We start from the raw sequence: 18,351 nt of genomic DNA, 5'->3' as shown, positions 1-18,351 counted from the left end.
CAGGCTACGGGGAGGTTCCTTGTTCGTCGAACTGGTCAAAGGCGCAGCCCTGCTGCTGGCGCTGTGCTTTCTGCACGGGGCCAACTTGCGGCTGTGGCGCAGGCAGCCACGGGTGGGCAAGGCGTTCTCGGGCTTGCTGTTTGGCGGCATCTGCATCGTGGGCATGCTCTCGCCCCTGACCATTGCCCCGGGCGTCATCATCGACGCACGCTCGGTGGTGCTGTGCATGGCGGGCCTGTTCGGCGGCACCACGGTGGCCCTGGTGGCCGGGGCCATGGCGGCCGGCTGGCGGCTGTGGCTGGGTGGCGCAGGGGCCTTCATCGGGGTGCTGACCATCACCACCTGCGTGGCCGCCGGCCTGGCCTACCGGTATGCGCGCCAGCGCTGGCACCTGGGCGTGGGCATCTGGCCCCTGCTGGTCTTCGGCGTGCTGCTGCACCTGGCCGTGGTGGGGCTGTTCCAGGGGCTGCCGGCCGAGGTGGCGGCGCGCATCAACGACACCGTCGCCGTCCCCTACCTGATGATCTTTCCGGTAGCCACCGCCCTGCTGGGCGTGCTGCTGCGCGACGTGGAGCAGCGCCAGGCCACCGACTTCGCGCTGGCCGGCAGTGCCGCCCGCCTGCGGGCCATCACCCTGGCGATTCCCGATGCACTGATGGTGCTCGACAGCAACGGCCGCTGCATGGAGCTGTTCTCGCGCAACGACGGCATGCATGCCGCTGGGGCCCCCCAGCGTGTCGGGCAGCGCATGCACGATGTACTGCCCTCCAGCGAAGCGCAGCGGCTGGTGCAGCTGCTGCAGGACACGCTGGCTTCGGGCGTGCCGCGCAAGCTCGAGTACACGGTGTACACCGCATCGGGAATTCGGTACTTTGAAGGGCGGGCACAGCCCCTGGGCACGAAGGTGGATGGGCAGGCAGCCGCCCTCTTTCTGGCGCGCGACATCACCGAGCGCTGGCAGGCACAACAGGCACTGCACGAATCGGAGCTGCGCTTTCGCTCGCTGCTGCTGGGCATCCCCTCGGTGTCGGTGCAGGGCTACCGGGCCGACGGCACCACCACGTACTGGAACAAGGCGTCGGAAGAACTGTACGGCTACACCGAGCAGGAGGCTCTGGGCAGGAACCTGCTGGAGCTGATCATCCCCGCCCCCATGCACGATGCCGTGACGACCCAGGTCGCGCACATGTTCAGCTCGGGCGAGCCCATCCCCGCGGGGGAGCTGCGTCTCAAGCGCAAGGATGGCTCACCGGTGGACGTGTTTTCGAGCCACGCCTATGTGCATGTGCCAGGCCAGGAGCCGGAGATGTTCTGCATCGACATCGACATCTCCCGGCGCAAGGCCGCCGAGGAGGAGGCACGCCACCTGGCCCTGTACGACACCCTCACCCAGTTGCCCAACCGGCGCCTGCTGACCGACCGTCTGGAGCAGGTGATGGCCGCCAGCAGCCGCAGCGGCCAGATCGCCGCCACCCTGTTCGTGGACCTGGACCACTTCAAGGCCCTGAACGACAGCCGGGGCCACGCCATGGGCGACCTGCTGCTGCGCGAGGTGGCAACGCGCCTGCGCACCTGCGTGCGCGAGCAGGACACCGTGGCCCGCGTGGGCGGGGACGAGTTCGTCGTGCTGCTGCAAAGCCTGGGCAAGGAAGCCCCCGAGGCCACGGCCAAGGCACGGGCCGTGGGCGAAAACATGCTGGCAGCGCTGCGCGAACCGTACGCGCTTGCAGGCGAGCCCTACCAATGCGAAGCCAGCATCGGGGTGAGCTTGGTGTCCGGCCATACCCAGACGGTGGACGAGGTGCTGCGCCAGGCCGACAACGCGATGTACCAGGCCAAGACCATGGGGCGCAACCGGCTGTATGTGTACCTTGCCGACGCAGGGTGATCCCGCGCCCAAGTCCCACAGCCGATTTCTCGGTTTCGGTGGACTAGCTGATCCGGTGCACCTCGCCGTTGTGCGGCATGGCGCTTTCATGGAACAGGTCGGCCAGGTACTGGGCCAGCTCGTCCACCTCGATGAAATCTGGCACCACCCATCCGGCCGGTGCGCGCTTGCCGTCCGTGCCGATCAGATAGGACTGCCACTGCACGCCCTGGCGCTGCACTTCAACGATGCGGCCGAAGACGTTGAAGCGGGGGTGGTGGGACATCGGCTCCTCCAGAAAAACGCCGCGACCAGAACGCAGGCCGTCCAGGGGTTGTAGCAGGTTCTTGGTGGGGCAACCCTCACCAGCCCAGCAGTGCCTCCAGGTCGATGGCCTGGGCCATGGCCCGGTAACCCGCATCGTCCGGGTGCAGATGGTCCCCCGAGTCCAAGGCCGCGCGCAGGTGCGAGGGGCGGGCCGGGTCGCGCAGCAGCGCATCGAAGTCCACCACCGCATCGAAGGCGCCGCCCTCGCGGATCCAGCGGTTCACAGCCTGGCGCACGGCGTCCTTTTCGGGCGAGTAGTGGCCGGCCAGCGGCGTGCCGGCCAACGCATCGCCAAACGGCGGGATGGTGCCGGCCACCACGCGCACGTTGTGTACGCGGGCCATGGCGATGAGCTGGCGGTAGCCCTGCACCAGTTCCTCGGCGCGCAGCGCAGGCTCCCCAGGTGCGAAGGGGCCGCCGGGCCAGCCGATGTCGTTGGTGCCCAGCAGCACGAAGAGGGCGCGCACGCCGGGCTGGCCGAACACGTCCTGCGCGGCCCGCGTGAGTCCCGCGCGGCCCATGCCGTCACGCAGCAGCCGGCCGCCGGAGATGCCGGCGTTGAGCACGGCCACGCCCTGCCCCGCCAGGCGCTCGGCCAGCACATCGGGCCAGCGCGCGTGGGCGCCGGGCGTGGCGCCGTTGCCATCGGTGAGGGAGTCGCCCAGCACGACCACGGCTGCCGGCGGCGTTGCGGTCTGCACCAGCAAGCCGCTCACGTAGGCGCGGGTGCTCCATTCGGTGGCCGATGCGGGCAACTGCAGGGCGGCGGTGTGGTCGCCATTGGCCACATAGGCCGTCTGCCGCGCATCGAAGTGAAAGCCTGCGGGCTGGCTGGGCCGGGGCAGGTACAGCGACACGGCGACCTCGGCCAGCGCGGGCAGGGGCAGGTCCACCGGGTCGCTTACCCAGCGCGCACCAGGCGGCACCGTGGTGGCGGCCTGGCCGCCGAAGAGCAGCGGGCGGTCCGTGCCCGGCACGGTGGCCGATCCCCGGGCATGCCTTGCCACGCGGGCCGCGCCGATGTGTAGCGGCACGGTGCTGCCCTCGTTGCTGAGCACCACGCGCAGTTGCGTGCCGCCCACGCTCAAGCGCGCCACCTGGCGGATGGTGTGCTGCTGGTACCGCAGGGGCAGGCCCAGCGGCAACACGAAGTCGCCACCCCACAGGGGCTGGGTGGCGGCCATCCAGCTCGGGCTCCAGTGTTCGGCGGCTGCGGCGGCGGGGAGCGCGGCAGCAGCCATGGCCAGCGCCAGCGCCAGAGCGGCGCGGCGCAGGTGCGCGGTGAGATTCCAGGGCTTGTTCATGTCGGTCGATCCTCGTGGGGGCTGAAAGAAGGGCCCACTGTCTTGCATTCCACGATCCATGAACAGACGGCAAAATGGCATGCCATTCATTCGATATCGGAATATCCATGGACACCCTGCGCGCGCTCGCGGCCTTCGTTCACAGCGTGGAGCTGGGCAGCCTGTCGGGCGCGGCGCGGGCCATGGACACCACCCAGCCCACGGTGAGCAAGCTGGTGGCCGGGCTGGAGCAGTCGCTGGGCGTGCGCCTGCTGCGCCGCGCCCCGGCGGGGCTGAGCCTGACGGAAGAAGGCCAGCGCTTTCACGAGCATGCTCGGCGCACGCTGGAGGGCTACGACGAGGCGGTGGCCGATGTGCGCCAGCGCATCACGCAGCCCCGGGGCCTGCTGCGCGTGAGCGCGCCGGTGGCGCTGGGCCAGTGCCGGCTCAACGCCATGGCCGGCGAGTTCCTCGCCACCTACCCAGACATCGCGCTGGAGCTGGTGCTGGACGACCGCTTCATCCACCCGCTGGAGGAGCGCATCGACGTCTCGCTGCGCCTGGGCGGCCCCCTGCCCCCGGACCTGGTCGCCCGCCACCTGGGCACCTGGCCGCGCGTGCTGGTGGCCTCGCCCGCCTACCTGGCCGCACACGGCAGGCCGCGCCAGCCGCAGGACCTGCTGGCGCACGACTACCTGCGCTATGCGGCGGGTGATGACGGTGTGCTGCTGCAAGGCCCTGCCGGCCCCGTGAACGTGCCGGTGCACAGCCGCTACCGCGTGAACAACGCCGTGGCCCTGCTCGAGAGCGTGCTGGCCGGCGCCGGCATCTCGCTGCAGCCTACCTGGATGGTGGCCGAGCTGCTGGCCGACGGTCGCTTGGTGCGCGTGCTGCCCAAGTACACGGGCCCGGCGCAGCAGGTCCACCTGCTGTACGCGGCCCGCCCCTACCAGCCGCAGCGCGTGCGGGTGCTGGTGGAGTTTCTGGCCGAGCGGGTGGGCCGGTTGCCGGGCAAGGCCAAGCCGGGCTGATACGCGGCGTTGGCCCTAACGCAAGCCCAGCCGCGCCAGCTTCTTGATCAGGCCCACGCGCGAAATGCCCAGGCGCCGCGCGGCTTCGGACTGGTTGCCGCCGGCCGACTGGAGGGCATCGCGGACCAACCGGCGCTCCAGCTCGGCCAGCGCTGCATCGAGCGGCCCCAAGCCTTCCAGCGGCGCGGCGGATTCGGTGGCGCCGTGGTCCTCGCCCGCCTCGCCTGCGGCCAGCCGCAGCAGCGGCGCATCGACCTCGGGCTGGTCCTTGAGCAGCAGGGCACCCGCGGCCTCGACCAGGGCCTTGAGCTCGCGCACATTGCCCGGCCACTCGCGCGCTGCCAGCCAGGCCAGGGCATCGCCCGACAGGCCGGCACGGGGCGCCACGCGGTGCAGGAAGCGGGTGGCCAGCAGCGGCACGTCGGCCGGCCGCTCGCTGAGCGCGGGGGTGCGCAGCACCACGCCCTTGAGGCGGTAGTACAGGTCTTCGCGAAAGCTGCCGTCGCGCACCATGGCCTCCAGGTCGCGGTGGGTGGCGGCCACCACGCGCACCTCGGCCTTCTTCTGGCTGCGCCCGCCCACGGGCACGAAAGTGCCCTCCTGCAGAAAGCGCAGCAGCTTGACCTGCATGGGCGGGGGCATTTCGCCCACCTCGTCCAGGAACAGGGTGCCGCCATGGGCCACCTCGACCAGGCCCGGCTGGTCGCGGTAGGCCCCGGTGAAGCTGCCCTTGAGGTGGCCGAAGAGCTCGCTCTCCAGCAGCTCGGCCGACAGCGCGCCGCAGTGGATGGCGACAAAGGCGCTGGCCGACTGCGGGCTGCAGGCGTGCAGGGCGCGCGCCACCAGCTCCTTGCCGCTGCCGGTGGGCCCCAGCACCAGCACACTGACCCGCGTGGGCCCCACGCGCCGCACCATGGCGCGCAGCTGCACGGTGGCATGAGCCTGGCCGGCCAGGCCCATGTCGTCGTCGCCGGCCTGCGCCGCGCGCAGGCTGCGCAGCTCGGCGTCGAGCCTGGCCTTGCGCATGGCGCGCGCGATGACGAAGCGCAGCATGTCCGGGTCGATGGGCTTGGTGAGGAAGTCCCAGGCGCCCAGCTCGGCCGCGCGCAGGGCCAGCTCGTGGTCGCCATGGCCGGACCAGACGATCACCGGCACCCGCGCAAAGCGCGGCACCAGCGCCAGCCCGGCCTCGGGGTCCATGGATGGGGGCATGGCCAGGTCCAGCAGCACCAGGTCGGGCGCCGGCTGCGCGGCGAATGCGGCCAGGGCCTGCTCGGCGTCGCCGGCGACCACCACCTCGTGGCCCAACCCGCGCAAAAAGTTGGCGCCCAGGCGCTGGAAGGCCGGCTCGTCGTCGACCAGCAGGATGCGGCCACGGTCTGCAGCGTCAGGAGGGGTTTGCATCTTTGAGGGGGAAGGTCAGGGTGAAGCAGGTGGTCCACGGCGGCCGCTGTGTGAGCGCCACCGAGCCCCCATGGGCGGCCAGGGTGCGCGCCACGATGGCCAGGCCCAGGCCGGTGCCACCGGGGCTGCGCGACGCGAAGGGCTCGAACAGGCGGTGGCGGATCTCCTCGGGCACGCCCTGGCCGTCGTCGCAGACATGCAGCAGCACGGCATCGGCGCGCTGCTCGGCGTCGATGTGCACGGCCACTGCGGTGTCGGTGCCGGCCCCGGATGCGGCGCGCGCGTTCTCCAGCAGGTTGGTCAGTGCCTGCTCCACGCGCCGCGGGTCGCCGTCGATCAGCAGGGGCGCCTGCAGCGCGGCCCCCAGCGTGCAGTGCGGCAGCCTGGCGGCGGCGGCGCGCACCTGGGCGGCCAGGTCGTAGCGCTGGGGCACCAGCTTCCAGGGCTTGGCGTAGTCGAGCAGGTCACTGCTCAGGTGGGCGATGCGCCCCACCTGGCCGGCCACTTCGCGGCGCACCTCGGGCGAGGCCGTGGCCACCGCCATGGCGATGATGTTCAGCGGGTTGCGGATGTCGTGCGCCACCGTGGCGGCCAGGGAGCCGAGCTCTGCCAGGCGCGCCTGCAGCTGGCGCTCGCGCTCGCGCGCCGCGATCTGCTCACCCTGGGCCACGCGCTCGGCGGCGTCGGCCACTACGGTGCCGAAGAGCTCGGCCACGCGGCGCGGCCCGGGGGGCGCGGCCTCCCAGCCGTGCAGGGTGATGGCCCAGCCGGGGCCCGCGCGCGTACCCCGCAGGCTGGGCATGTCACCGGGGTCCTGCGCGCCGCCCTCGCCCAGCAGCACCCGCACCCCGGTGCCCGTGCGGAGGCTGAGCAAGGCGCCGGCCTCGTTTTCCAGTGCCTGCATGCTGTCGGCCGACTGCAGCGCCTGGCGCCAGGACTGCAAATCGGCCGCCGAGACCGCGCCGCCCGGGTACACCAGGCGCTCGGCAAACTGGCGCACGGGGCCATTGAGCGCGATGCAGCTGATGGCCACCACGAAGCCGCCGATCCAGCGCGACTCGATGGGCAGCAGCGGCGTGAGCGCCACCACCACGGCCCCCAGCGCCAGCAGCAGGGCCCAGGCCAGCGCGCGGCGCGCCCAGGCGTTTGACACGAAGACGCCGTAGCGCAGGATGCCGTAGACCAGGATCACCGGGTACAGCGGCAAGCCAAGCAGGGGGAAGGGGTAGAGCGGCAAGTCGAGCACCACAATGCCGTAGCCCGACAGGCAGCCCACGCCCCACAGGCAGGACGCGGTGACCGCCGCGATCTGGTTGAAGGCCGGGCGCCGGGCGCGTGCCAGCGCCGTCAGCAGCACGGCGATGCCGCCCAGGCCCAGCAGCACCCAGGCCATGCTGGCGACCATGCCCACGGTGTTGGCGATGGCGATGAGGCCCACGTGCTCGCGCCAGACCAGGGCGCCCGGCGTCAGCAGCTGCACGGCCAGGGTGGCCGAGCCCCCCAGCAGGTACGCCGCCACCACTCCCCAGCGCGGCAGCCGCACACCGCAGAACACCACGCAGAAGTGAAAGAAGAACGCCGACGTCAGCGGCGAGAAGCCGATCATCGCCATGGCGATGTCGCCACTGCCCGGGCCCAGCCAGTTGGGCAGTTCGTTGCCCGCCATCCACAGCGCAATGCCGCTCAGGAAGGCGGCCAGCAGCCGGGCGCCGGCCACCCGGTCGGCCCACCACAGCAGCATGCCGGCCAGGGCCAGGGTTTCGACGATGGAGAAGCCGAGGACGGCGCGGATGAGCATGGGATGAAAAACGAAGCCGGCGTGGGGGTGACCTGTTGCCAGCGTTGACAACACAGCCTGCGCGCACTGTAAACGAAGTATGCAGGCCATTGGTGAAAAGTCCAATGAATCAAGGACTTGCGGTGGTGTGGAGGGCTGGCCCGGTTTTCGCAGAAGAGGGATCAAGCAGCCCCTACAGGAAACCCGCCATGCCCTCCACCGCCCTGACCTCCTTCGCCCCCGGGGCCCACGCCGCCCGCCACCTCGACCTGGCCGACTACGTGGGCGCCGCAGGCTGGGCCCGCCTGCCGGCGGCCGTGCGCCGGCGCTTCGGTGCTGGCCACCCGGACGTGGACTACACCGGCCGCATGGACCTGCGCTGCTCGGGCATCGGCCGCATCTACGCCGGCCTGTCGCGCGCCTTCGGCAGCCCGCTGACTGGCCTGCAGGCCCGGGGCCTGGCGGCCACCGTGCGGGTGCGGGGCAATGGCCAGGGCGGGGTGGTGTGGGAGCGGGTGTTCGGCGAGGCCGCCAATGGCGCCACCGGGGCGGCCATCGTGCGCTCGACCAAGGAACCCGGAGCAGAAGGTCAATTGACCGAGCGCACGGACGGCGGCCTGGCCATGGCGCTCGATGTCTTCGAGGAGGACGGCACGCTGGTCTTCCAGAGCCGCCGCTTCTTCCTGGCGCTGGGCCCGCTGCGCGTCCCCGTCCCGCAATGGCTGTCGCCCGGCCAGTGCCGCGTGACCCACACCGACCTGGGCGGTGGCGACTTCCGCTTCACGCTGTCGATGCGGCACCCGTTGTGGGGCGAGACCTTCCACCAGTCGGGCGTCTTTTCCGATCCCCTCCAAGTCGAATGACCACCATGCAGGCCGTTTTCATCCTCCTGTCCTTCCAGTCGGTGCTGGGCGCCTTCGACAACCTCTGGCACCACGAATGGCAGGCCCGCCTGCCCCAGCGCGTGTCAGCCCGCCGCGAACTGGCGCTGCACGCGGCGCGCGAGGCGCTGTATGGCCTGGTCTTCCTGGGCCTGGCTTGGTTCGAATGGCGCGGCGCCATGGCGGGGCTGCTGGCCCTCATCCTGGCTGCGGAAGTGCTGATCACCCTGGCCGACTTTCTGGAAGAAGACCGAACGCGCCGGCTGCCGCCGCTCGAACGCCTGCTGCACACGGTGCTGACCATCAGCTATGGGGGCTTCGTGGCACTCATGGTGCCGGTGCTGCATGATTGGGCCACCATGAACACCGCATTTCACTTTCGCCCGCATGGCTGGATCTCCTGGCTTTTCACGCTGTATGGCCTGGGCGTTCTCGCCTGGAGCGTGCGCAATGTGCGCGCCGTGCGTCGGCTGGGGCAGTCGGCCACGCTGCAGGAATCATCACCCTCCCCCATGGCCGATACACCGCCCCAGGGACCGACGGTGCTGGTCACCGGCGCCACCGGCTTTGTGGGCAGTGCCCTGGTGCGGCAGTTGCAGGCCGATGGCCGGCGCGTCATCGCCCTGTCGCGCGATGCGCGGCAGGCGCAGGCCCTGTTCGGCAAGGGCGTCTGGGTGGTGGACCACCTGGACCAGATCCCCAGCGAGACCCGCATCCATGCCGTGGTCCACCTTGCCGGCGCGCGGGTGGTGGGCCGGCCCTGGACGGCGGCACGGCGGCGTGAGCTGTTGGACAGCCGGGTGAAGGTGGCGCAGGCCCTCGTGCAGCTGATGCGGCGGCTGCAGCAGGTGCCCGAGGTGCTGGTCAGCGCATCGGCGGTGGGTTACTACGGTGCGGCCAATCTTGTGTCTGGCGAGGCACTCGCCGAGGATGGCCCGCCCCAGCCTGGCCAGTTCCAGTCCGACCTGTGCGTGGCCATCGAGCACGAGGCCCGGCGCGCGGAGGCGCTGGGCGTGCGCGTGGTCCGGCTGCGCCTGGGCGTGGTGCTCGGCCGGGGCGATGGGGCCTACCCCATGCTGGCTCTGGCGGCTCGGTTTGGCATGGGCTCCGTGCTCGGCTCCGGGCGGCAACCGGCCCCGTGGATCCACTTCGACGATGCGCTGGGGCTGATCCGCTTCGGCTTGGAACACCAGGCGCTGCAGGGTGCCGTCAACGCCGTGGCGCCGGACACCCCATCGCAGGAAGGCTTCAGCCGCGCCCTCGCGCAGTCCTTCGGCCGCAGGGTTTTCCTGCGCATGCCCGGGGCGCCCCTGCGCTGGCTGATGGGGGAAATGGCCACGCTGCTGCTGGACGGGCAGAACCTGGTGCCCCGGGCCGCGCTGCAGGCCGGCTACCGGTTCCAGCACCCGACCCTGGCCGGGGCGCTGCGCGACCTGGCTGGTTGAAGGAGAACTCAGGCGCGGGCTGCGCGTGCACGGCCGCGCTGGTTCGACACCACGACATTGTCCTTGGCCAGGGCCTGCCCATCGCGCACCGCCGCCAGCCAGCCCTCGGTGCTGGCCACCGCCGCGAAATTGCTCTGGAAGACGACGCTGAAGACCCGGTGGATCTCCTCGGCGCTGGCATAACCGGCCGCGTTCTCGTACGGCAGCGCACCCGTGGCATCGGAGAGGAACTCCACCGCCAGCCCGCGGTGCATGGCCTCGAAGACGGTGGACGCATCGCAGTTGTGCGTCATGTATCCGGCGATGCTCAGCGTGTCGATGCCGTTGTCGGCGATCCACTGCGCCAGGTCGGTGCCCGTGAACGCGCTGGGCGTGGCCTTGGTGATGAGATGGTCGCGGTGGCGGCGGGCCACCTCGGGGTGCAGTTGGCCGTTGTGGGCATCGGCCTGGAACACCGGCGCGCCCTTGGGGGCATGGTGCTGCACGACCACCACTTTCAGGCCGGCCGCATGGGCCGCGTCCATGGCGCGCAGGACATTGGGCAGGCTTTGCGCCACGGGCGGGTACTCGATGGGCAGCAGGCCGCCTTCGAAGTATTCGTTCTGCACATCGATGACGATCAGGGCGCGGCGGGGTGGGTTGGACATGGTCGGTGTTTCCATGGGGTTGCGATGGGTTGAATCTTAGGCACCGGTGCCCCTGGCCGATAGCGGCCCGAATGCCAATCATCGATAGAATCGGGCCATGATCGCCCCCCAGCCTGAAACCGTCGCCGTGGTCGCCTTCGACGGCATCAGCCCCTTCCACCTGTCGGTGCCGTGCCTGGTCTTCGGCGAGGACCGCGACGAGGACCGCAGCCACCGCTTCGCGCTCTCGGTCTGCGCCGCAACGCCCGGCGCACTGCGCACCAATGCGGGCTTCGCGATCCACGTCGCGCACAGGCTCGAGATACTGCGCCGGGCGCAGATCATCGTCGTGCCCTCGTGGTTCGACGACACCCGGGCGGCACCTGCGGAGCTGCTGGACGCGCTGCGCCGTGCCCACCGGCGCGGCGCCACCATCGTCGGCCTGTGCCTGGGGGCCTTCGTGCTGGCCGAGGCGGGCCTGCTGGAGGGGCGCACGGCCACCACCCACTGGCAATTGGCCGGACGATTTGCCGAGCGCTACCCGCAGGTGGTGCTGCAGCCCGAGGTGCTGTATGTGGACCACGGCGACGTGCTCACGTCCGCAGGCACCGCAGCCGGCATCGACTGCTGCCTGCATCTGCTGCGTGTGCGCCACGGTGCAGACGTGGCCAACCGCGCAGCCCGCCGCATGGTAGTGGCCCCGCACCGCCAGGGTGGCCAGGCACAGTACATCGAGACCCCCGTGCGCGCAGCCCCCGAACGCGACCGCCTGGGCCCCGTGGTCGACTGGATGCTGCACAACCTGCAGCAGCCGCACGACCTGGATGCCCTGGCCCAGCGCGCACTCATGAGCCGCCGGAGCTTCACCCGCAATTTCCGCGAGGCCATGGTGACCACGGTCGGACAGTGGCTGCTGCACCAGCGCCTGGCCCTCGCCCAGCGCCTACTTGAGACCACCGAGGAATCCATCGACGCAGTGGCCGACAAGGCGGGCTTCGGCGCCCCGGCCTCGCTGCGCCAGCACTTCGCGGCGACCCTCAAGCTCTCTCCCCTGGCGTACCGCAGGCAGTTCCGCGCGACCTGAGGGTGGGGGCCGCGGAAACGGCTGGGCAGCAAGCGCCATCAGCCTCTGGTTCACCACAAGCGTCCGGCCTCGGCTCCTACAGGTGACACGCGTCGACCCACCTAAACTCATTGTCAAGTGCAAAGCCCCTCAAGGGAGGGCAAGCACCCTGTGCCCCCCTGCCCAGAGACTGTCCGGGCATCGTAATCCCTTCCAAAGGACACAGAAAAAGCAGAAGGAACTTCGGCCTTAGCACTCACTCCAAGAGAGTGCTAATATCATGCCTTAGAGGAAAGGATTCCCGGAATGAACATTCAATCTGGAACCGCTACGACGTCTTTGGCGCCCGCAAACCCGTGGGCGCTGGTGCCCCCGCTGGGCAACCTGGACGCCTATATTTCGGCCGTCAACCGCCTGCCCCTGCTCACCCACGAGGAAGAGCAGTCCTATGCACGCGCGCTCAAGGACAACAACGATCTGGACGCCGCAGGCCGGCTGGTGATGTCGCACCTGCGCCTGGTGGTCTCCATCTCGCGCCAGTACCTGGGCTATGGCCTGCCGCACGGCGACCTGATCCAGGAAGGCAACGTGGGCCTGATGAAAGCCGTCAAGCGCTTCGATCCCGATCAGGGCGTGCGCCTGGTGAGCTACGCCATGCACTGGATCAAGGCGGAGATCCACGAGTACATCCTCAAGAACTGGCGCATGGTCAAGGTGGCGACCACCAAGGCCCAGCGCAAACTGTTCTTCAATCTGCGGTCCATGAAGCAGGGTTTCAAGGCCGACGCGGCAGCCGCCGACGCTGCGACGCACCGCGACACCCTCTCGGAGAGCGAAATCGACTCGGTGGCGCAGCAGCTGAACGTCAAGCGCGAGGAAGTCATCGAGATGGAAACCCGCATGTCGGGCGGCGACGTGCTGCTCGACCCGGCCCCCTCGGATGACGGCGAGCAGGCGTTCGGCCCGATCGCCTACCTGGCCGATGCCGCGCACGAGCCCACGGCCATGATCGAGTCGCGCCAGCGCGACTCCCTGGCCACCGATGGCATTGCCACCGCCCTGTCCAGCCTGGACGAGCGCAGCCGCCGCATCGTGGAAGAGCGCTGGCTCAAGGTGAACGACGACGGTTCGGGCGGCATGACGCTGCACGAGCTGGCAGCCGTGTACGGCGTGAGCGCCGAGCGCATCCGCCAGATCGAGGTCGCGGCGATGAAGAAGATGAAGAAAACGCTGGCCGAATACGCCTGAGCGACGCCTCGGGCCGCCACAGGGAGCGCGTTAATATCGCAGCTTCGCGGCCGAACCCCCTCAAAGGGCCCCGTTGGGGCCCTTTGTCGTTTCAGCCTCCTGAACCACGAATCCGAAGGAGATGCTTTTGTCACGCTCTGTTCCACGCCGCGCCGCACTGGCCCTGGCGCTCGCCGCCCTGTCCCCCTGGGCCGTTGCCCAACAGAAACCGGCCCCAAAGCCCGCAGCACCTGCTGCGGCGGCGCCCGTGGCCTGGCCGACCAAGCCGGTGCGCATCATCGTCGGCTTCCCGGCGGGCTCCTCGCCCGACCTCACGGCGCGCACCATTGCCGAGCCCTTGTCCAAGGCCCTGGGCCAACCGGTGATCGTGGAGAACAAGGTGGGCGCGGGCGGCAACATCGGCGCCGACGCCGTGGCCAAGGCGCGCGACGACCACACCATCGGCCTGATGATCAACGGCAACATGACCATCGCCAAGATGCTCAACCCCGCCGTGCCCTACGACCCCGTCAAGGACTTGGCACCGCTGAGCCTGATCGGCACCTCGCCGCTGGTGCTGACCGCGCCCGTGAGCCAGCCGGGCGTACCGGCCACGGCCGATGCGCGCGAATTCTTCGTGGCCGCGCGCAATGGCGGTGACAAGTGGAGCTATGGCACGCCTGGCGTGGGCACCGTGGGCCACATCGGCACCGAACTGCTCAAGTCGCGCAGCAACATCAACCCCGTGCATGTGCCCTACCCCGGCTACCCGCAGGTGGCCACGGCCATGCTGGGTGGCCAGCTGCAGATGGCGCTGCTGCCGCCGGCCCTGGCCCAGGCCCAGATCAAGGCGGGCAAGCTGCGCGCCATCGGCGTCACCTCCTCGGGCCGCAGCCCGCTGGTGCCCGACGTGCCGAGCCTGGCGGAAGCCGGAATCACCAACTACAACCTGGAGATCTGGAACGCCTTCGCGGCGCCGGCCACCATGCCCAAGCCCATCCAGGCCAAGGTGGCGGCGCTGATCAGCGAAATCGCCCGCAGCCCCGACGTGCGCAGCAAGCTGTTCCAGCAGGGCTGGCAGGTGGTGGGCACCTCGCCCGAGGGCCTGGCCAACCGCATCAAGGCGGATACCAACCTGCTGGGCGGCGTGATCGCGATGCGGGGTATCAAGGCCGAGTAAGCCCAGCAGAACCCACCGCCCTCCCCTCGCCCACAAAGGCGACGGAGGGCTTTTTTACGGGTGCGTTCAGGCGGCGTTCAGCAGCGCGCGCACATCTTCCGTAAGAGCCTGCACCCCGCCGCCATAACGGCTGTAGATGCGCAACCGCCCGGCAGGGTCGTAGATGTAGCTGCCGGCCGAGTGGTCCATGCTGTAGCTGGTGGGGGTCTTGCCCTCGACCTTCTTGTAGTAGATCTTGAAGTCCTTGGCCACGGCGGCCAGTTGTTCGGGCGTGCCGCGCAGCGCGAGGAAGGTGGGGTCGAAGTTGGCCATGTAGGCCTTGAGCACCTCAGGGGTATCTCGGTCAGGGTCCACCGTGACGAAGATGCCCTGCAGGCGTTCGCCGTCCTTGCCCAGGGCCTTCTTGACTTCGGCCAGCTCCTGCATGGAGGTCGGGCAGACGTCGGGGCACTGGGTGAAGCCGAAGAACACCACCACCACCTTGCCCGCAAAGTCCTTCATGCTGCGCGCCTGGCCGTTCTGGTCGGTCAGCGGCAGGTCGCGGGCGTAGTCGGCGCCGGTGACATCCACGCCACGGAACTCCAGTTTCTTTTCGGTACAGGCACCCAGCAGCGCACTGCCGGCGAGCGCGGCTGCGCCCATGGCGATCATTCGGAGAGCATGTCGTTTGTGCATGGTGTGGCCGTTCAAAGCACGTAGTGGTCCACCAGCAGCGCGGCGAACAGCACGCTCAGGTGGATGAGGGAAAAGCGGAAGGTCTTGCGCGCCAGCGCATCCGAGTAGTTGCGCCACAGCGCAAAGCCATAGCCGCAGAAGCCCGCAGAGAGCACCACCGCAGCCACCAGGTAGATCCACGAGCTCATGCCGTAGATGAAGGGCATCAGGCAGCCGGCGAAGAGGATCAGCGTGTAGAGAAACACCTGCAACCGCGTGAACTCGTTGCCGTGCGTCACGGGCAGCATGGGCAGGCCGGACTTGCGGTAGTCCTCGACCCTGTACAGCGCCAGGGCCCAGAAGTGCGGCGGCGTCCACAGGAAGATGATGAGGAACAGGATCAGCGCCTCGGGGCCCACGTCGCCCGTCATGGACGACCAGCCCAGCACCGGCGGCATGGCGCCCGATGCGCCGCCGATCACGATGTTCTGGGGCGTCAGAGGCTTCAAGATGACGGTGTAGACCACCGCGTAGCCGACGAAGGTGGCGAACGTGAGCCACATCGTGAGCGGGTTGACGGCGAAATACAGCAGGGCCGAGCCGGCGCCGCAGAGCACGGCCGAGAACAGCAGGGTCTGCGTGTTGGACAGCTCGCCCTTGGCAGTGGGGCGCCAGGCGGTGCGCTTCATCTTGGCGTCGATGCCCTGCTCCACGATGCAGTTGAAGGCGGCGGCGGCACCAGCCACCAGCCACACGCCCACGCAGGCGATCACCATCAGGCCGAACTGCGGCGCGGTGGGCATGCCGGGCACGGCCAGCACCATGCCGATGAGCGCGCAGAACACTATGAGCTGCACCACGCGCGGCTTGGTGAGGGCATAGAACTGGGCCACGCGCGAGGGCGGCGAGGAAAGGGCGGGGGCGACACTCATGCGGACACTCTTCTCGATGCGCGCGAAGGCGCTGGGGTTTCGTCTCGTTGCGGCGCGGTGGCCGCGCGGCTGGCCGCCAGCGCCCAGGTCAGCACCACCACCATGGCGGCAGCGCCGCCGGTGTGCAGCACGGCCGCCAGCAGGGGCCAGCCGAGCACCACGTTCGACAGGCCGGTGGCCAGCTGTGCCAGCGCTAGCGCCAGCAGCCAGCGCGCCTGTACAGGTAGCACGGCCGCCTTGTAGAGGCGCCAGACCAGCGCCAGCAGCGCGGCCAGCACCACATAGGCCATCAGCCGGTGCACGTAATGGATGGCCGTGAGGCCGGCAAAGCTGATGTGGCTGCCGTCCTGCAGCAGGCCCAGCTGGCGCCAGACCTGGAAGCCCTGGGCAAAGTCCATGGCTGGCCACCAGCTGTCCTGGCAGGTGGGGAAGCTGGTGCACGCCAGCACGGCGTAGTTGGTGCTTACCCAGCCGCCCAGCACGATCTGCACGGTGACCAGCACGGTGGCCCACACCAGGCCCTGGCGCAGCGCGGGCGCGATGCGCTCGGCCACCCTGCCCTGCGCCCAGTGGGCATGGCGCACCGCCTGCACGCACAGCAGCGCCAGCAGCACCAGGCCACCGATGAGGTGCAGGGTGACGATGGCCGGAAAGAGCTTCATGGTGACCGTGAGTGCCCCGAACGCGCCCTGCAGGCACACCCAGAACAGCGTGAAGGTGGGCCACCAGGGGCTGATGGGCGGCTCGGCGACGCCTTGCCGCCTTGCCTGGCGGCGCTGCACCCAGGAGGACACGGTGATCACGATGATGAGCACGCCCACGCCCGTGGCCAGGTAGCGGTGCACCATCTCCACCCAGGCCTTGCCGTGGGTGACCGGGCCCGTGGGCATGGCGTCCTGCGCGGCCGCGATGTCGGCGTGCGCGCCCACCGGGCTGGCATTGCCGTAGCAGCCGGGCCAGTCGGGGCAGCCCAGGCCCGAATCGGTGAGCCGCGTGAAGGCGCCGAACAGCACCAGGTCGAAGGTGAGGAACAGCGTGAGCACGGTGAGCGCCTGCAGGCGCTTGAGGGGCGTGCTGTTGCGGTTGCGCAGCCACACCCAGACCAGCGGGCCGAGCGCGATCAGCACGCCCAGCAGCATGAGCCGGGCCAGGGGTGCCAGGTCGTACAGGGGCTGGGCGTCGGTCATGGCTTGGCGGGCCGGCCGGCCTCGTCCCACGACGAAGAGGCGCGCAGCAGGCGATCCAGGTCGCGCTTGGCCTTGGCCGCGCCGCTGCTGTCCATCGCGGCGGGAAAGCGCATCATCCAGTTGCCCATGGGGTCGACCACGTAGAGGTGGTCCGGCAGCGCATGGCCTTCGGCGGGGCTTAGCCAGGCGGCCACGCCCTCGGGGGGCAGGCGCAGCACGGTGGCCTGCTGCAAGGCCGGGGCCAGCAGCGGGGGCGGCAGGGCGGCATCGTTGACGAGCCAGATCCACTCCACGCGGTCCTTCTCTCGGCCCAGGGTTTCGCGCAGCTGGCGCTGCAGGTACAGGTGCTTCTGGCAGGGCTCGTTGCAGTCGCCGCCGGCCACGCTCACCAGCAGCCACTGGCCCTTGAGCGAGGCCAGGGGCATTTGCTTGCCGTCCAGCGCGGTGCCTACCAGGTCGGGCATGGGGCGCTGGGGGTTGACCAGTTCGCCGTAGACACGGCGGCCCTCGGGCCGGATCACGTAGTAGGTAAAGTACGAGGCGACCACGGGCGCCGCGCAGATGAGCAGCACGCCCAGCATCTTCAGGCGGCCATGGCGGGTGCGCTGGCTGCCGGCCACGGCATCGCCCGCCTCGGGCAGGCTGTGCACCGTAAGGCCCAGCGGGTGGGCCCCGCCGTTGCTGTGCTGCTCAGGTGCCTGGCTGGCTGCGTGGGCGAATGAAGCGTCGGACGATTTGGAACCAGACATAGAGAAGTGCAATCAGGCCGCAGAGCCCGAACCATTGAAATGCGTAACCATAGTGTTTGTCGACGCCCGCGCCGATGGCGGGCCAGTCGCGCGACAGCCCCTCACCGGCATCCCCGGTCTGCAAGACCGTGAGGGGCGCCAGTGCCAGGGCCGTCTCTGCCCGAAAGGCAGCCAGGTCGAGATTTTGCCGGATGCGGGAAGACCCCTTGGCACTATCGCCGCCCTCGAACTCGTACAGGCGCGACGGTGGAAGCGCCACGCGGCCGGTGACCTGCACTGTGCCAGCAGGCGTCTGCACCGGCGGCAGCTGCATGCGGTCCTGGAAATTGCGTGGCGCCCAGCCGCGCTGCACAAGCACCACGGCATTGGAATCGACCAGTTGCAGGGGCGTGAGCACGAAGAAACCGGGCCGCCCCTGCATCTGCCGGTTGTCCAGGTACACCGTGTGCTGGGACAGCCACCGGCCCTGCAGCGCCACGGAGCGGTGCACCAGCGACTGCTCTGCCTCGGGCCCGACCGGGGCCAGCAGGGTGCGGCCGTCGATGGCCGGCTGGCGCGTGCGCTCGTCGATGCGGGCCTGCAGCGCCTGTTTCTCGGCGGCGCGCGACAGCTGCCAGCGCCCGAGCGAGGCCGTGGCCAGCATGGAGGCCAGGGCCGCGATCAGAATCAGCCAGAAAAGCGGGCCCAGGGCGCGTCGCGTGCTTGTCACAGGATAATG

17 protein-coding genes are annotated in these 18,351 nt (G+C 69.9%); 7 read left to right on the top strand and 10 right to left on the bottom strand.

Annotation, left to right across the window (positions count from 1 at the left end; all coding sequences use genetic code 11):
- Nucleotides 1–19 precede the first annotated feature (19 nt).
- A complete protein-coding gene (locus QYL93_RS04955; protein WP_305742614.1) occupies nucleotides 20–1,888 on the top strand; it encodes a diguanylate cyclase domain-containing protein in 1,869 nt (622 codons plus the stop codon).
- A 43-nt stretch (nucleotides 1,889–1,931) separates the two neighbouring features.
- Here the strand turns inward: QYL93_RS04955 and QYL93_RS04950 are convergent, their stop codons facing one another.
- Together QYL93_RS04950 and QYL93_RS04945 are read right to left on the bottom strand one after the other, a co-directional pair.
- Nucleotides 1,932–2,153 carry a hypothetical protein gene (locus tag QYL93_RS04950; RefSeq protein WP_305742613.1) on the bottom strand — a complete coding sequence of 74 codons (222 nt, stop codon included), beginning with the start codon at nucleotides 2,151–2,153 and terminating at the stop codon, nucleotides 1,932–1,934.
- A gap of 76 nt (nucleotides 2,154–2,229) precedes the next feature.
- The gene (locus QYL93_RS04945) at nucleotides 2,230–3,498 is read right to left on the bottom strand and encodes an SGNH/GDSL hydrolase family protein (RefSeq protein ID WP_305742612.1); all 1,269 of its coding nucleotides are present in this window, start codon (nucleotides 3,496–3,498) and stop codon (nucleotides 2,230–2,232) included.
- 107 nt (nucleotides 3,499–3,605) lie between these two features.
- Here QYL93_RS04945 and QYL93_RS04940 point away from each other — a divergent pair, with 107 nt between their 5' ends.
- On the top strand, nucleotides 3,606–4,508 hold the full coding sequence (locus QYL93_RS04940) for a LysR family transcriptional regulator (protein ID WP_305742611.1): 903 nt from the start codon (nucleotides 3,606–3,608) through the stop codon (nucleotides 4,506–4,508).
- Nucleotides 4,509–4,523: 15 nt separating this feature from the next.
- Here the strand turns inward: QYL93_RS04940 and QYL93_RS04935 are convergent, their stop codons facing one another.
- Nucleotides 4,524–5,912 (bottom strand): sigma-54 dependent transcriptional regulator, encoded by a 1,389-nt coding sequence (locus tag QYL93_RS04935; protein WP_305742610.1) that lies wholly within the window; start codon nucleotides 5,910–5,912, stop codon nucleotides 4,524–4,526.
- On the bottom strand, nucleotides 5,896–7,710 hold the full coding sequence (locus QYL93_RS04930; RefSeq protein ID WP_305742609.1) for a HAMP domain-containing sensor histidine kinase: 1,815 nt from the start codon (nucleotides 7,708–7,710) through the stop codon (nucleotides 5,896–5,898). The genes QYL93_RS04935 and QYL93_RS04930 overlap by 17 nt, the downstream gene beginning before the upstream one ends.
- Before the next feature lie 188 nt (nucleotides 7,711–7,898).
- Between QYL93_RS04930 and QYL93_RS04925 the strand changes: the two genes are divergently transcribed.
- Complete coding sequence (locus tag QYL93_RS04925) at nucleotides 7,899–8,552, top strand: DUF4166 domain-containing protein (protein WP_305742608.1); 654 nt, start codon at nucleotides 7,899–7,901, stop codon at nucleotides 8,550–8,552.
- A 5-nt stretch (nucleotides 8,553–8,557) separates the two neighbouring features.
- A complete protein-coding gene (locus QYL93_RS04920; protein ID WP_305742607.1) occupies nucleotides 8,558–10,015 on the top strand; it encodes a TIGR01777 family oxidoreductase in 1,458 nt (485 codons plus the stop codon).
- 8 nt (nucleotides 10,016–10,023) lie between these two features.
- On the opposite strand, the gene QYL93_RS04915 is transcribed toward QYL93_RS04920, so the two are convergent.
- Nucleotides 10,024–10,662 carry a cysteine hydrolase family protein gene (locus QYL93_RS04915; protein WP_305742606.1) on the bottom strand — a complete coding sequence of 213 codons (639 nt, stop codon included), beginning with the start codon at nucleotides 10,660–10,662 and terminating at the stop codon, nucleotides 10,024–10,026.
- Nucleotides 10,663–10,759: 97 nt separating this feature from the next.
- On the opposite strand from QYL93_RS04915, the gene QYL93_RS04910 reads away from it, so the two are divergent.
- The 3 genes from QYL93_RS04910 to QYL93_RS04900 all read left to right on the top strand — a co-directional run bounded on the left by QYL93_RS04910 (nucleotide 10,760) and on the right by QYL93_RS04900 (nucleotide 14,111).
- Nucleotides 10,760–11,725, top strand: a complete 966-nt coding sequence (locus QYL93_RS04910) for a GlxA family transcriptional regulator (protein ID WP_305742605.1) — start codon at nucleotides 10,760–10,762, stop codon at nucleotides 11,723–11,725.
- A 285-nt stretch (nucleotides 11,726–12,010) separates the two neighbouring features.
- The gene (gene rpoH, locus QYL93_RS04905; RefSeq protein ID WP_305742604.1) at nucleotides 12,011–12,952 is read left to right on the top strand and encodes an RNA polymerase sigma factor RpoH; all 942 of its coding nucleotides are present in this window, start codon (nucleotides 12,011–12,013) and stop codon (nucleotides 12,950–12,952) included.
- A 121-nt stretch (nucleotides 12,953–13,073) separates the two neighbouring features.
- Nucleotides 13,074–14,111, top strand: coding sequence for a tripartite tricarboxylate transporter substrate binding protein (locus tag QYL93_RS04900; protein ID WP_305742603.1), 1,038 nt, complete (start codon nucleotides 13,074–13,076; stop codon nucleotides 14,109–14,111).
- A gap of 66 nt (nucleotides 14,112–14,177) precedes the next feature.
- On the opposite strand, the gene QYL93_RS04895 is transcribed toward QYL93_RS04900, so the two are convergent.
- From QYL93_RS04895 to QYL93_RS04875, 5 genes are read right to left on the bottom strand one after another with little or no spacing between them, the layout of a single operon-like run.
- Nucleotides 14,178–14,786, bottom strand: a complete 609-nt coding sequence (locus tag QYL93_RS04895) for an SCO family protein (protein ID WP_305742602.1) — start codon at nucleotides 14,784–14,786, stop codon at nucleotides 14,178–14,180.
- A gap of 11 nt (nucleotides 14,787–14,797) precedes the next feature.
- Nucleotides 14,798–15,697, bottom strand: a complete 900-nt coding sequence (gene cyoE / locus QYL93_RS04890) for a heme o synthase (protein ID WP_305742601.1) — start codon at nucleotides 15,695–15,697, stop codon at nucleotides 14,798–14,800.
- Entirely contained in the window at nucleotides 15,694–16,884 is a 1,191-nt protein-coding gene (locus QYL93_RS04885) for a heme A synthase (protein ID WP_305742600.1), read from the bottom strand. The genes cyoE and QYL93_RS04885 overlap by 4 nt, the downstream gene beginning before the upstream one ends.
- Nucleotides 16,881–17,633 (bottom strand): hypothetical protein, encoded by a 753-nt coding sequence (locus QYL93_RS04880; protein ID WP_305742599.1) that lies wholly within the window; start codon nucleotides 17,631–17,633, stop codon nucleotides 16,881–16,883. The genes QYL93_RS04885 and QYL93_RS04880 overlap by 4 nt, the downstream gene beginning before the upstream one ends.
- Nucleotides 17,575–18,342 carry an SURF1 family protein gene (locus QYL93_RS04875; RefSeq protein WP_305742598.1) on the bottom strand — a complete coding sequence of 256 codons (768 nt, stop codon included), beginning with the start codon at nucleotides 18,340–18,342 and terminating at the stop codon, nucleotides 17,575–17,577. The genes QYL93_RS04880 and QYL93_RS04875 overlap by 59 nt, the downstream gene beginning before the upstream one ends.
- Between the last annotated feature and the right edge of the window lie 9 nt (nucleotides 18,343–18,351).

Source organism: Acidovorax sp. A1169 (genome assembly GCF_030704685.1).
Taxonomy (GTDB): Bacteria; Pseudomonadota; Gammaproteobacteria; order Burkholderiales; family Burkholderiaceae_C; genus Acidovorax.
This window is presented reverse-complemented; position numbering and strand designations above follow the sequence as displayed.